The 13,935-nt window shown below is 64.0% G+C and carries 12 protein-coding genes; 7 read left to right on the top strand and 5 right to left on the bottom strand.

Going from position 1 to position 13,935, the window contains the following annotated elements; all coding sequences use genetic code 11:
* Positions 1–6: 6 nt before the first annotated feature.
* Positions 7–1,755, top strand: coding sequence for a biosynthetic-type acetolactate synthase large subunit (ilvB, locus tag ACQ4WY_RS13445; protein ID WP_436504532.1), 1,749 nt, complete (start codon positions 7–9; stop codon positions 1,753–1,755).
* A 9-nt stretch (positions 1,756–1,764) separates the two neighbouring features.
* On the opposite strand, the gene ACQ4WY_RS13450 is transcribed toward ilvB, so the two are convergent.
* Positions 1,765–2,703, bottom strand: coding sequence for a helix-turn-helix domain-containing protein (locus ACQ4WY_RS13450; RefSeq protein WP_436504534.1), 939 nt, complete (start codon positions 2,701–2,703; stop codon positions 1,765–1,767).
* Between the two features lie 31 nt (positions 2,704–2,734).
* Here ACQ4WY_RS13450 and ACQ4WY_RS13455 point away from each other — a divergent pair, with 31 nt between their 5' ends.
* From ACQ4WY_RS13455 to bamE, 5 genes are read left to right on the top strand one after another with little or no spacing between them, the layout of a single operon-like run.
* A complete protein-coding gene (locus ACQ4WY_RS13455; RefSeq protein ID WP_436504536.1) occupies positions 2,735–4,177 on the top strand; it encodes a cytochrome P450 in 1,443 nt (480 codons plus the stop codon).
* A 35-nt stretch (positions 4,178–4,212) separates the two neighbouring features.
* Positions 4,213–4,674: a GNAT family N-acetyltransferase gene (locus tag ACQ4WY_RS13460; RefSeq protein WP_436504537.1), complete on the top strand. Its 462-nt coding sequence runs from the start codon at positions 4,213–4,215 to the stop codon at positions 4,672–4,674.
* Entirely contained in the window at positions 4,671–5,030 is a 360-nt protein-coding gene (locus ACQ4WY_RS13465) for a nucleotide pyrophosphohydrolase (RefSeq protein ID WP_436504538.1), read from the top strand. Before ACQ4WY_RS13460 ends, ACQ4WY_RS13465 begins: the two co-directional genes overlap by 4 nt.
* Positions 5,031–5,079: 49 nt before the next feature.
* Positions 5,080–5,880, top strand: coding sequence for a hypothetical protein (locus ACQ4WY_RS13470; RefSeq protein ID WP_436504540.1), 801 nt, complete (start codon positions 5,080–5,082; stop codon positions 5,878–5,880).
* A complete protein-coding gene (gene bamE, locus ACQ4WY_RS13475) occupies positions 5,877–6,185 on the top strand; it encodes an outer membrane protein assembly factor BamE domain-containing protein (RefSeq protein WP_436504542.1) in 309 nt (102 codons plus the stop codon). Before ACQ4WY_RS13470 ends, bamE begins: the two co-directional genes overlap by 4 nt.
* Before the next feature lie 35 nt (positions 6,186–6,220).
* Here bamE and ACQ4WY_RS13480 read toward each other — a convergent pair whose 3' ends face one another.
* The 3 genes from ACQ4WY_RS13480 to ACQ4WY_RS13490 all read right to left on the bottom strand — a co-directional run bounded on the left by ACQ4WY_RS13480 (position 6,221) and on the right by ACQ4WY_RS13490 (position 11,721).
* Positions 6,221–7,882, bottom strand: a complete 1,662-nt coding sequence (locus tag ACQ4WY_RS13480; protein WP_436504543.1) for a methyl-accepting chemotaxis protein — start codon at positions 7,880–7,882, stop codon at positions 6,221–6,223.
* A gap of 568 nt (positions 7,883–8,450) precedes the next feature.
* The gene (locus ACQ4WY_RS13485) at positions 8,451–10,604 is read right to left on the bottom strand and encodes a DEAD/DEAH box helicase (protein ID WP_436504546.1); all 2,154 of its coding nucleotides are present in this window, start codon (positions 10,602–10,604) and stop codon (positions 8,451–8,453) included.
* Positions 10,605–10,875: 271 nt separating this feature from the next.
* Positions 10,876–11,721 carry an alpha/beta fold hydrolase gene (locus ACQ4WY_RS13490; RefSeq protein ID WP_436504548.1) on the bottom strand — a complete coding sequence of 282 codons (846 nt, stop codon included), beginning with the start codon at positions 11,719–11,721 and terminating at the stop codon, positions 10,876–10,878.
* 134 nt (positions 11,722–11,855) lie between these two features.
* Here ACQ4WY_RS13490 and ACQ4WY_RS13495 point away from each other — a divergent pair, with 134 nt between their 5' ends.
* A complete protein-coding gene (locus tag ACQ4WY_RS13495; protein WP_436504549.1) occupies positions 11,856–13,472 on the top strand; it encodes a M28 family peptidase in 1,617 nt (538 codons plus the stop codon).
* 39 nt (positions 13,473–13,511) lie between these two features.
* Here ACQ4WY_RS13495 and ACQ4WY_RS13500 read toward each other — a convergent pair whose 3' ends face one another.
* Positions 13,512–13,928, bottom strand: coding sequence for an SRPBCC family protein (locus tag ACQ4WY_RS13500; protein ID WP_072457112.1), 417 nt, complete (start codon positions 13,926–13,928; stop codon positions 13,512–13,514).
* Positions 13,929–13,935 lie beyond the last annotated feature (7 nt).

Here is a 13,935-nt window from a genome sequence, read left to right on the forward strand (position 1 = left end):
AGAGCCATGAAACCCGATCCCGCGCCCCTCCTCGCTCCCGCCCACGATCTTGCGCCGCGCAACGGCGCCAGCACCCTGATCGACACCCTGCTCGCCCTGGGCGTCGACACCGTCTTCGGCTATCCGGGCGGCGCCGTGCTGCCCCTGTACGACGCGCTGCACGCCCAGCCCCGATTGCGCCACGTGCTGGTGCGCCACGAACAGGCAGCCGTGCACGCGGCCGAAGGCTATGCGCGCAGCACGGGACGGCCCGGCGTCGTCTTCGTCACGTCCGGCCCCGGCATGAGCAATACCACCACGGGCTTGCTCGACGCCCTGTGCGATTCGATTCCCGTCATCTGCATCAGCGGCCAGGTGGCCACCACCAGCATCGGCACCAACGCCTTCCAGGAATGCGACGCGCTGGGCATCTCGCGCCCTGTCACCAAGTGGAACCGGCAAATCCGCACGGCCAACGAGACGGCGGCCGTGGTGCAGGAAGCGTACGCGCAGGCCATGCAAGGCCGGCCCGGCCCCGTGCTGATCGATTTCCCCAAGGATATGCAGCTGGCGCAGGTCGCGGCAAGCACGCCGCTGCCGCCCGCCGCCGCAGCGGCCGCGCCCCTGCCCGCCAGTACTGACCTGGAACGGGCCGCCAGCCTGATCGCCTCCGCGCGCCAGCCCGTGTTCTATGGCGGCGGGGGTCTCATCAATTCCGGCCTTGATGCCTGCGCCGCCTTCGGCCAACTGGTCAAGCTGGCGGCCGCGCCCTGTACCTTGACCCTGCTGGGCCTGGGCGCCTTTCCCGCCTCGCACCCGGCCTTCCTCGGCATGCTGGGCATGCACGGCACGCTGGAAGCGAACCTGGCCATGCACCATGCGGATCTGATCGTCTGCGTCGGCGCCCGCTTCGACGACCGGGTCACGGGCCGCCTGGACGCCTTCTGCCCCGGCGCGAAAATCATCCACATCGATATCGATCCGGCGTCGATCTGCAAGGTGGTGCGCGCCGACGTGGCCCTGCGCGGCGACTGCGCGCCCGTGCTCGCCGCCTTGCTGGCGCAGCTGCGCGGACGCTTGCTGGCGGACCGCCAGCCGTGGTGGCAGCGCATCGATGGCTGGCGCGCGCAGGATTCACTGGCCTTCGACGACACGCCTGACGTGATCGCGCCGCAGGCGCTGATGCGGCAGCTGCAGGCGGCGCTAAACGGCATGGACGCCATCGTCTCCACCGATGTGGGCCAGCACCAGATGTGGGCGGCGCAGCATGTGCGCTTCGAGCAGCCGCGCCGCTGGCTCACCTCGGGCGGCGCGGGCACCATGGGCTATGGTTTGCCGGCCGCCATCGGCGCGCAGATCGCCCATCCCGAAAAATGCGTGGTGTGCGTCAGCGGCGACGCCTCGATCCTGATGAATATCCAGGAACTGGCGACCGCCGTGCAGCACCGCCTGCCCGTCAAAGTGGTGTTGTCGAACAATGGCTACATGGGCATGGTGCGCCAATGGCAGGAACTGCACCACGGCGAGCGCTACAGCCACAGCTACACGGAGGCGCTGCCCGATTTCGTCGCCCTGGCGCGGGCCTTTGGCTGGCAGGCGCACACGGTGAGCCGGCGCGACGAGCTCGACGCGGCGCTGGCCGCCTGCCTGGCGTCCGAAGGCCCCTACTTCCTCGACGTGCGCGTGCATGGCGAGGAAAACTGCTTCCCCATGATGGCGCCCGGCGCGGGTCACCATGAAGTCACCTTGGCGAAAGGCGTCGTCTATACCGAATAAAAACCCCGTTTAACTCCATACTCGATAAACCCAGTAACTTTCATCATCGCGGCTGGCGCGCGCCAGTTCGGTGGGGCTCAAGCCCGTGATGGCGCGCACCTCGCGACACAGGTGGGCCTGGTCGGCGTAACCACCCTCGGCAGCGATATCGCTCCATGAGGCATTGCCTTGCAGCATGGCCTCGCGCGCGTCGAGAAACGACTGTTCCGCGCGGCGCATGCGGCGCAGGGTGCGCATGGGCTGGCCGGCCCAGGCCTTGATGCGGCGCTCGATATTGCGCACGCCGCTGGCCAGGCCCGTCGATGCCGCTTGCACGCCCAGGCGGCGCACCCAGTCCTGTATGGCGCCGGCCGGATGGTCGCCGCTTTTGCGCGCCAGCGCCCAGCGCGGCGCCAGGAATGCTTCCACCAGCGCGATGCGCGCCGCGTCGTCGGGTGCGGCCAGCACGGCATCGGACAGCGCCAGCCAGTCGGCGTCGAACAGGGGTTCGAGCGGGCGCACCTGGTCGAACAGGACGGCCATGTCGATGCCCGTCAGCGCATGCAGGGCAGCCGGATACAGCATCACCATGAACGAGTGCACGGGGCCGGGGTTGTAGCTGACCAGCGGATAGCCGCGCGGGCCGCTGAACAGGGCGGGCGGCATGCGCACATGCAGCAAGTCGGGGCCGGGCGCCGCCGCCTCGACCTCGCCCGCGACGGTCCACAGCAGGCAGCACATGGGCGTGGCAGGAAAACGGTTCAGGCGCTGCGCCGGCGGCAAGGGCGCGCAGCCCGTGGTGTCGCGCACGAGGAAGGCGCGCACGCAGGAAGCGAGCGCGGTGCGCGGCGCGATCAGGCGGGTCAGGGGCGTAGGGGCGGCAGGCATGGCGACGATTGTACCGGCAATTTCTGGCGGCGCGATGTCGTATTCGTTCAAGACGCGCGAACGCAAGCGCGCTACAGTCATGCCATCGTTCCCACTACAACAGGAGCTTGCCATGCCACCACTCGACCACGCCGCCTCGCCCGCCACCACCCCAGCCCTGCGCCAGATCCGTCAGTTGCCGGGGCCGTTTGCCCTGCCCATCATCGGCAACGCGCTGCAAGTGAGACTGCCGCGTATCCACCGCGACGTGGAAGGCTGGGTGCAGCGCTATGGCCCCTACGTACGCGCCTGGTTCGGCCGTACCCTGGTGCTGGTGCTGGCCGACAGCGAGGCGGTGGCGGCCGTGCTGCGCGACCGACCGGACGGCTTCCGTCGCCCCCTCAGCAGCTACATTGTCTCGGAAGAAATGGGCGGCAACCCTGGCGTGTTCCTGGCCGAAGGCAGCGAGTGGCGCAACCAGCGCCGCATGGTCATGGCCGGCATGGCGCCCGGCGCCATCAAGGCGTATTTCCCGGCGCTGGTGACGGTGGCGCAGCGTCTGCAGCGGCGCTGGCAGCATGCCGCCACGCAAGGCCAGGCGATCAGCCTGGACGGCGACCTGAAACGCTACACGGTTGACATCATCGCCGGCCTGGCCTTCGGCAGCGAAGTCAACACGCTCGAATCGGGCGAGGATGTAATCCAGCGCCACCTGGATTCGATCCTGCCGGCCGTGGCGCGGCGCAGCCTGTCGATGCTGCCGTACTGGCGCTACTTCAAGCTGCCCGTCGACCGGCGCCTGGACCGCGACGTTGCGGCGCTGGACGTGGCCGTGGCGCAACTGGTGCGCCAGGCGCGCGGGCGCATGGAGCAGGACCCCACGCGGCGCGTGCGGCCACCCAACCTGCTCGAAGCGATGATCGCCGCCGCCGACGAACCCGGCAGCGGCGTGAATGACCGCGCCGTTGCCGGCAATGTGCTGACCATGCTGCTGGCCGGCGAAGATACGACGGCCAATACGCTTTCCTGGATGATTTACCTGCTGCAGCGCCATCCACACAGCCTGGCAAAGGCGCGCGAGGAAGTACGGCGCCTGGCGCCCGACGTGACACAGTTCACGCTGGCGCAAATGGATAGCCTCGACTACCTGGGCGCCTGCGCCAGCGAAGCCATGCGCTTGAAACCGGTGGCGCCCTACATTCCGCTCGAAGCGCTGCGCGACACGGTCGTGGGCGACGTGGCCGTGCCCGCCGGCAGCATGCTGTGGTGCGTGCTGCGCCACGACACGGTGTCCGATGCGCACTTTCCCGACGCCCAGGCCTTCCAGCCGGAACGCTGGCTGGCCGAAGGCGGCGAGGCGAACAACAAGCGCGCCTCGATGCCCTTCGGCGCCGGCTTGCGCACATGCCCCGGACGCTACCTGGCCTTGTTGGAAATCAAGATCGCCATGGCCATGCTGCTGAGCAGCTTCGACATCGCCGGCGTCGACACGCCCGATGGCGGCGAGGCGCAGGAACTGATGGGTTTTGTGATGTCGCCCATCGGTCTGACGATGCGCCTGGCGCGGCCGCAGTGATACCATGGGGGAAGTCCCATTCATTCGACCTCCCCATGACAATCCGCCTGGAATCGCCGCAGCAAGCCGATGTGCAAACCCTGATCGCCGAGCTTGATGCCTATCAACAAACCCTGTATCCGGCCGAATGCGTGTATTCGCTGGACCTGGCGTCCGTGCCGCCCGATACCCTGCTGTTTGCCGTCGCCCGCGATGCGGCGGGCACGGCGCGCGCCTGCGGCGCCATCGTCGTCACGCCCGATTTCGGCGAGGTCAAGCGCATGTACGTGCACCCGGCCAGCCGTGGCCTGGGCCTGGCGAAACGCCTGCTGGCCCTGCTGGAAGAGCAGGCGCTGGCGCGCGGCTGCCGCTTGCTGACCTTGGAGACGGGCATCCACCAGCCCGAGGCCATCGCCCTGTACGCGCGCCATGGCTACCAGCGGCGCGGCCCCTACGGCGACTATCCCGACGATCCGTTTAGTGTCTTCATGGAAAAACCGCTGCAGGTGGCGGCATGAGCACGCCCACCGACAGCCTGACGGACATCCGCACGCGCCTGCGCGCCTTTGCCAACGAGCGCGACTGGGACCAGTTCCACACGCCAAAGAACCTGGCCATGGCCCTGTCCGTGGAAGTGGCGGAACTGGCCGAGCACTACCAGTGGCTGCCCACGGGCGCGGATGCCGAGCTCGATGAGGCCAAGCGCACGGGCATCCGCCACGAACTGGCCGACGTGCTGATGTATCTGGTGCGCCTGGCCGACAAGAGCGGCGTCGATCTGCACGCGGCCGTGCTGGAAAAGATGGAACTCAATGCGCAGAAGTACCCGGCGCAGCAGGTGCGCGGCGACGCGCGCAAATATAGCGAATACTGATACCCCCACGCGTGCGTGGCTGATGCGCAAAAAGGCGTAGCATCAAGCCATGCGCATCCCTCTCTCCCTGCTGCTTGCCTGCCTGCTCCAAGGTTCACTGTACTGCCCAGTTGCACTGGCGCAGACCGCGCCCGTGCCGCAAGTGAAAGTGGACGCCACGCGCGACCCCGTCGATAAATCCTACCGCAAGATGCTGCAGGGCGTGGACCGCTTCGAGCGCGACCATGCGCTGGCGCCGCAGGCGGTGCTGCGCTTTCGTTTGCTGCCGCGCCAGCCCGGCGTGGACATGACGGGCGTGCAGCTGCGCATCGCCGGCGACACCGTCAGCATCCCCTTGCCCTTGGCCGAGGACAACAGCTTTGCCCCCGTGCGCCATGCGCAAGCCGCGCGCGAGGACGCCGTGCTGATCGCCAACCGCAAGGCCACCACGATGAGCTGGCGCGCGCAAGTCATCACGCCCGGCTTGCCGCCCGGCACGCGGCGCCTGGGCGACTTGCGCCTGGAATGCCGCGCCGGCATGGATTCCGGGCTGATCTCGAACGACCCGCAAATCATCGCCTGGCTGTCCAGCATGCTCTACAGCACCGACAAGGTGTGTTCCGAGCCGGACGGCAATTATTTGTTTTTCACGGACCGCCCTCTGTTCGGCGTGACCCTCGTGCATGGCGAACGCAGGGTGTCGCTACCGTTCACCATGCTGTACGCGGGCGGCGAGCAAACTCCCGCCTCGCTGCCCTATTGCGATTGCCAGGTCTTGCTTGACCGCACGTATTACGCGCCCCTGTGGGACGCCAGCTGGCCCGACGATACTTTGCTGGAATTTACTTACATGGACGAGGTGGCGCCATGAAGTGGCTTGGTGTCCTTGCACTGGTGCTGCTGGCCGCCTGTTCCGGCACACGCGCCTTGCAGGCAAGCAAGAACGTGCCTTACGCCACCCTGGAACAGGTGGTGCAAGTGGGCAGCAGCACGCGCGAGCAGGTGCGCGCCGCGCTGGGAGACAGCACGGCCATCCGTTTCGACAGCGGCAATGAAGTGTGGATGTACAGCTACCCGGCCGCTGCAGGCGCTCAGGGCGAGTATGTCATTTTGTTTGGCGGGGATGGGGTGGTGAAGAAGGTGCGCAGCGGCCAGGTGTACCAGGTACGCAAGTGACCCCCGCCAGCGTTGCGCTGGCAGGGGTGGCATGCTTATCTTGCCTTCAGCAAGGCCCGTGTAGCCATGCCCGCGCCCACGCTGGGGCTGCGGCCTACGCCGGCAGCCTTGCGCTTGGGCGACGCCTTCAGTTTAAAAATGCCGATCGACTTGGCCACGCTGTCGGTGCGCTGCGCCAGATTGGTGGCAGCCGCAGCGGCCTGCTCCACCAGCGCCGCATTCTGCTGCGTGATGCCATCCATGTGGATGACGGCCTGGTTGACCTGGCCGATGCCCTGGTTCTGCTCGCGCGTGGTCGAGGAAATCTCGTCCATCACTTCCGTCACGCGGGCCACCGAGGCGATCACTTCCGTCATGGTGGCGCCCGCATTGCTGGTCAGCACGCTGCCTGCATTCACGGTGGCGATCGAATGGTCGATCAGATTCTTGACTTCCTTGGCCGCTGTTGCCGAGCGCTGCGCCAGGCTGCGCACTTCGCCAGCCACGACGGCAAAACCGCGGCCATGCTCGCCCGCGCGGGCCGCTTCCACGGCCGCGTTCAAGGCAAGAATGTTCGTCTGGAAGGCGATGCCGTCGATGAGGCCGATGATGTCGAGAATCTTGCGCGACGAGGTGCTGATTTCATTCATCGTCGTGACGACTTCACTGACGATGGTGCCGCCCTTGGCCGCGACCGTGGATGCCTGCGCTGCCAGGTCGTTGGCCGTGGCCACGTGGTCGGCGCTGTTTTGCACCGTGGATGTCAGCTCTTCCATGCTGGCCGCCGTCTGCTCGAGGCTGGACGCCTGCGATTCCGTGCGGCTGGACAGGTCCATATTGCCCGTGGCGATTTCCGCCGTGGTGATGCGGATATCCTCGAAATTGGCGCGCACGTCGCCGATGATGCTGTGCAAGTTGATGTTGGTCTGGCGCAAAGCCGCCATCAATTGCCCCATGTCGTCGTCGCGCACCTTGTCGATGACGCCCGTCAAGTCGCCACCGGCCATCTTGCGCGCCACGGTGATGGCGTCGCCCAACGGTGCGACGAGGGAATTGTGCAGATGGGCCCAGAAATACAGCATCAGCGCGACGGCCGCGGCGGCAGCGCCGCTGAGCCAGCTGCGCGTGGCCGTGCTCGTGTCGCCATCGATATTCCACACGGCGCAGCCGAGGATGGCCAGCACCACGCCAAAGACGATGCAATGCAGAGCCAGGTCTTGCGACAGGGTCAGCTTGCGCCACTCGGCCAGCTTGGCGGCCCAGCCCTGGCGCACGACGCGGCCATTGCGGATCGCCAGCTTGGCGGCATTGCCATCTTTAAAACTTTTATACAGGGCTGCAGCTTCGTTGATCTGCTCGCGCGTGGGCTTAGTGCGCACGGACATATAGCCGATCGGGCGGCCATTTTCGATGACGGGCGTGATATTGGCGAAGACCCAGTAAAAATCGCCATTCTTGCAACGGTTCTTGACCATGCCGGTCCAGGGCATGCCCGTCTTGATGGTATCCCACAGGTCGGCAAACGCTTCGGCCGGCATATCGGGATGCCTCAGGATATTCTGTGGCGCACCCAGCAGTTCCATTTCTGAAAAACCGCTGACTTCAATGAAATACTGATTGGCGTAATTGATGTTTCCCTGTAAATCCGTGGTGGAAACAATCGTCATGCCTTCATTTAATACGTATTCATTTTGCGTGATAGGCGTATTGACCCGCATCGTCGCTCCTCTATTTTTTTTCAACTAGCATAACAAAAACATAAAAACAATATACCACATCAAGCACCCACGAGATATCGCCCCAGCGACAGCAACACTGGTCAAACAATTTAGTAAAAGCCAATTCATTTATGTTTTAGAATTTACTTTGACTCAACTTGATTGATTTTATTGAAATCAAAAATTTCAATAAAATGCAGTATATATAATTAATTAAATATTATTTATTGTTATCCGGCGCGATAAACGAGCCGTCTACGCCGATTAAAAGATGGCAACGGCAGTCCAATAGAGAAAAAGCATGACGCAGCCATCCGCGTTAGTAACGGAGCGATAAGTTTCATTTCTTGGGGAAAATAAAAACTGGCGCGAATGCGCCAGTGGGGGATATGTCTCCAATCCGCGACACAGGCGCCGGAGCGCCCGTGGGGATGGATCCCTGTCAGTAACGACGCCTGACAAAACCGTAGCGAGCGGCAGTGATTTGTGGCCGAGAAGCGCAACCGTACTCTAGTACGGTGAGCATCGCCGGCCGCAAAGCGCGACGCGCAGTAGGTTTGGTCAGGTGTTACTTATAGGTTTTGCGCGGCGGGGACTTCGGACGCGGTGGCGCAGGCTTGCGCTCCGTCGTGCCGTCATCGAGGCTGATGCGCAGTTTCTGGCCCGAGACCACGACCGATTTCAGGTGGTCGAGGATTTCCGGCGGCATGCCTTCCGGCAGGTCCAGCACGCTGTAGTTGTCAAAGATATCGATACGGCCGATATGCTTGGCTTCCAGGTTCGCTTCGTTGGCGATGGCGCCGACGATGTTGCTTGGCGTCACGGCGTGCTCGCGGCCCACTTCGATGCGGTAGGCCGTCACGCCTGGGCGTGGACGTTCCTTCTTCGGCGCGCGCGGCGCTGGAGCTGCATCGCCTGCGTCCGCTGGCGCATCCTTGAACGCTGGCGCGGACTTGGCGGCAAACGGCTTGCGCGGTGCGGCTGGCGGCGCCAGGTCCGGCGCGTCGCCGTCGCGGCTGATGCGCAGCTGCTGGCCCGCGACCCACACGGTTTTCAACTGGTCCAGCAATTCTTTCGGCATGCTGTCCGGTAAATCCAGGACGCTGTAGTCGTCATAGATTTCGATGCGGCCAATGTTTTTCGAATCGATGCCCGCTTCGTTGGCGATGGCGCCCACGATATTGCCTGGTTTGACGCCATGCTGATGACCGACTTCAATGCGGAACGTTTGCATGCCGGCGTCGGCTGGACGCTGGATACGTTCCTTTTTCGGGAAGGCCGGGCGTTCGCTACGCTCGTTGCGGTCGAAGCGGTCGCCCCGTTCCGGACGGTCGTTGCGCTCGAAGCGGTCTTGGCGCACAGGACGGTCGTCTTGCCAGGTGGCTTGCTCGCGCGCCTTGTTCTTGTCCAGCAACAGAGGCACATTGCCACGCGCCATCTTCGCCAGGGCGGCGGCGATCTCGATGGCGGGAATGTTTTTCTCGCGTTCGAAATCTTCGATCAGCGACTGGAACTGTTCCAGTTCGCCCAAGGCCAGAGTGTCGCTGATCTGTTCCTTGAACTTGGCGATACGCACGTCGTTGACGGCCTGGATCGTTGGCAGTTCCAGCATGCCGATCGGCTGGCGGGTCGAGCGTTCGATGGCTTTGAGCAAGTTCTTTTCACGCGGGGTGATGAACAGGATCGCTTCGCCGCTGCGGCCGGCACGGCCCGTGCGGCCAATGCGGTGGGTATAGCTTTCCGGATCGTGCGGCACGTCGTAGTTGACGACGTGGCTGATGCGCTCGACGTCCAAGCCGCGGGCGGCCACGTCGGTTGCCACGAGGATGTCGATCTTGCCGTCTTTCAACTGCTGAATCGTGCGCTCGCGCTGGGCTTGCTGGATGTCGCCATTGATGGCGGCAGCCGAGAAGCCACGGGCTTGCAGCTTGCCGGCCAGCTCTTCCGTACCCAGCTTGGTGCGGGCGAAGATGATCATGCCGTCAAACGCTTCCGCTTCCAGGATGCGGGTCAGCGCGTCGAGCTTGTGCATGCCCGACACCAGCCAGTAGCGCTGGCGGATATTGTCGGCCGTGCCCGTCTTAGCGGCGACCGTTACTTCGGCCGGGTTCACCAGGTAGGTCGTGGCGATGCGCTTGATGACGGAAGGCATGGTGGCCGAGAACAAGGCCGTTTGATGGCCTTCCGGCGTTTCTTTCAAGATGCGTTCGACATCGTCGATAAAGCCCATGCGCAACATTTCATCGGCTTCGTCCAGCACCAGCGTTTTGAGCTTGGACAGGTCGAGCGAACCCTTGTCCAGGTGATCGATGACGCGGCCAGGGGTACCGACGATGACGTGCACGCCGCGGCGCAAGGCCGACAGCTGCGGACCGTAGCTTTGGCCGCCGTAGATCGGCAGCACGTGGAAGCCGGGGATGTGAGCGGCGTACACCTGGAACGCTTCGGCGACCTGGATGGCCAGTTCGCGCGTCGGTGCCAGGACCAGGGCTTGGGGTGAGCTTTGTTTCAGATCGATGCGCGACAGGATCGGCAAGGCGAAGGCGGCGGTTTTACCCGTGCCCGTTTGCGCCTGGCCCAGCACGTCGCGGTTAGCGAGCAATAATGGAATCGTGGCCGCCTGGATAGGCGACGGTGTTTCGTAACCGACATCCTTGAGCGCGCGAATCAGCGGCTCGCTCAGGTTAAGGTCGGAAAATAAGGAAATTGGTGTATCAGACATGAAATCACTCACAAGTTCGCTCGAATCGCCCAATGCGAAAGAGTGTATCTGCTAGTTTACTCTTTACTGGACCATACCGGGTGGCTGCATGCCGCAGAACGCCGTTTTTTGCGGCATATCTACCGAAAAAAGGCAGAAAAATCGGTGATCCGCACGCAATTGGTGCGTGATTTTGCCAACATTAAACGATACACAACAATGTGTCGCCTGCGCCTGTTCTGCGCGGCAACGGCAACGGCGGGCGCGCAGGCACTGCGGCGCCCGCCCCCTTTCAGGTGCGCAAGAACTCCAGCAAGTCCTCGTTCAGCCGGTCCTTGTGCGTCGTCGCCAGGCCGTGCGGCGCGCCCGCATACACGAGCAACTTGCTGCCGATGATGAGCTCGGCCGTGCGCCGCGCCGAGGCGGCGATAGGCACGATCTGGTCGTCGTCGCCATGGATCACCAGGGTCGGCACGTCGAACCTGGCCAGGTCGCTGGTGAAATCCGTCTCGGAAAATTGCTTGATGCACAAATAGGACGCCGGCATGCCCGCCTGCATGCCTTGACGCCAGAAACTGTCGCGCACACCCTGCGACGGCTTCGCCTCGGGCCGGTTGTAGCCATAGAACGCCTCGCTCAAGTCGCGGAAGAATTGGCTGCGGTCGGCCTGCACGCCGGCGCGGATGGCGTCAAAAGCGGACAGCGGCAGGCCCAGCGGATTGTCGGCCGTTTGCAGCATCAGCGGCGGCACGGCGCCCACCAGCACGGCGCCGGCCAGGCGCTGCGTACCATGGCGACCGATATAGCGCGCCACCTCGCCGCCGCCCGTCGAATGACCGACCAGGGTGGCGCCCGTCAAATCCAGCGCGGCTATCAGCGCGGCCAGGTCGTCGGCATAGGTATCCATGTCATTTCCGTCGAAGGGCTGGCTCGAGCGCCCATGGCCGCGCCGGTCGTGCGCGATGACGCGGTAGCCGTGCGAGGCCAGGTAAAACATCTGGTCTTCCCACGCGTCGGACGACAGGGGCCAGCCGTGGCTGAAGACAACGGGCGGGCCGCTGCCCCAGTCCTTGTAATAGATCAGGGTGCCATCGGCGGTACGCAGGGTATTGCTCGATGGTAAGTCGGTGGCAGTCATGGAACGCTCCTTGTCGGTGGGCCAGCGGCCATTGTGGCCGCAATGGCGCGCACACGCCGCGCGCTACGCTGGAGCATTGCGGTAGAGTAAGATTGCCGCTGCTTTGCTTTCCCGTATTCACTTTTGGAGTTGTCATGCGTTTTCCCTTCGTCCTCGCCGCCAGCCTGCTCAGCACGGCTACCCTCGCCCAACCGCTCGTAGCCGAAGCGCCACTGCGCGCCCATCTGTCCTTCCTGGCCGACGATTTGCTGGAAGGACGCGGCACGGGCCAGCGCGGCGGCGACCTGGCCGTGCGCTACCTGGAAACACAGGCGGCCGTGGCCGGTTTGCAGCCCTTGCCAGACGGCAGCTACCGCCAGGCGCTGACCATCGTCGGCAGCAAGGCCTTGCCATCGAGCAAGGTGACCTTCAGCGCGGGCGGCAAGACCTTGTCTCCCGCCTTCGGCCAGGACATCGTCTTTGGCGCGGCAAATGGCCAGCAGAAAGTGGCGTTCGACGCGCCCGTCGTGTTTGCCGGCTACGGCATCCGCGCCCCAGAAGAAAACTGGGACGATTTCAAGGGCATCGATCTGAAAGGCAAGCTGGTCATCATGATGGTCAACGACCCGCAACCGACCGTTGCCGAACCAAATCGCTTTGCCGGCAAGTCGCTGACCTGGTACGGCCGCTGGGTCTACAAGTACGAGGAAGCGCTGCGCCAAGGTGCCGCCGGCGTCTTGCTGATCCACACGACAGCATCGGCTTCGTATCCATGGTCGGTGCCGGCCAACGGTTTCGGCCATGAGCGCTTCAACCTGGCTGGCGCGGGCAATGCGATGGAAGGCTGGCTGCAGGAAGACATGGCGCGCACGCTGTTCCAGGCCGCCGGACAAGACCTGGACGCCTTGCGCGCGCAGGCGGAAACGCGCGAGTTCCGCCCCGTCGCCTTGAATGCCACGGTCAAGGTGCAACTCGACAGCCAGATCCGCAGCATCGAGCAATTCAACGTGGCCGGCATCGTGCCCGGCACGGACCCTAAACTCAAGGACGAGGCCGTGATCTACTCGGCCCACTGGGACCACCTGGGCAAGGATGACGAAGGCAGCCAACGCGACGGGCAAAGCGACCATATCTACAACGGCGCCATCGACAACGCCTCGGGCGCGGCGGCCCTGCTGGCCATGGCGCAAGTGGCCGTGAAACAGCCGGCGCGCCGCACGCAGATATTCCTGTGGCCGGCCGGCGAGGAAACGGGCATGCTGGGGAGCACGGCCTATACGCGCAAGCCCTTATGGCCGCTGGCCAAGACTGCCGCCGACCTGAACCTCGACAGCATGAATTTTGTCGGCAAGACGCACGACATCGGCGTGGCCGGCGCCGAGCGCAGCAGCCTGTACGCCAGCGCCGCCAAGGTCGCCAAGCGCATGGGCCTGCGCCTGGCGCCCACCATTCCCGACCTGTCCGGCGCCTTTTACCGGGCCGACCATTTTGCGTTTGCCAAGGCCGGCGTACCCGCCTTCAACGTGGGCTCGGCCGTGTTTTCCGGCGACGGCTCGTTCGACTTCGTCAAGGAGCCGAAAGCGTCCGGCGAGCGCCTGGTAGCGTTTAAAAAGGATTACCACCAGGTAAGCGATGAATACCACCCGTCGTGGGACTTGTCCGGCATGGTGCAGCAGGCGCAGTTCACCCTGAACCTCGGCTATGAAGTGGCGAATGACAAGAATTTGCCTACATGGAACAAGGGCGAAGCGTTTGGCAAAGTGAAACGCTAGGCAGCATGAAAAACACCGGCCTGGGCCGGTGTTTTTCATTCAAATTGCCATGATGCGTTTCAGGTCCACGAACGCGGTTTCATACAAATGCTGAAACGCGCCAATCATGACCTCTTCCACGCCTTCGGCCGCGTCGAATTCGCTCGACCATTCAGCCACGCACTCATTCGCGCCCGGTTCACCCGTGACGCGCAAGGTAGAACGGTAGTTTTTGACGGGGATCGGGCCAGAGACGATGGTGTAGCTGTAGCTCTTGTCCGCTTCGCTGTAGCTTTGCAGGCGTTCGGCGATGATGGCGCCGTCCGTGGTTTTCAGGCGGCGCACGCGGCCACCGTGTTCGGACAGGCTGGTCTTGATGGAGCTCGACCATTCAGCCAGCGACTGGAAGCCGCCGATAAAATCCCACACGCGTTCGGCGCTTGCCGCCAATGTTACAGAAACAATTACTTGGGCCATCTTTAAT

Origin of the sequence: Janthinobacterium salmonicoloratum (assembly GCF_051380845.1) — a bacterium.
GTDB classification, from domain to species: Bacteria; Pseudomonadota; Gammaproteobacteria; order Burkholderiales; family Burkholderiaceae_D; genus Janthinobacterium; species Janthinobacterium lividum_F.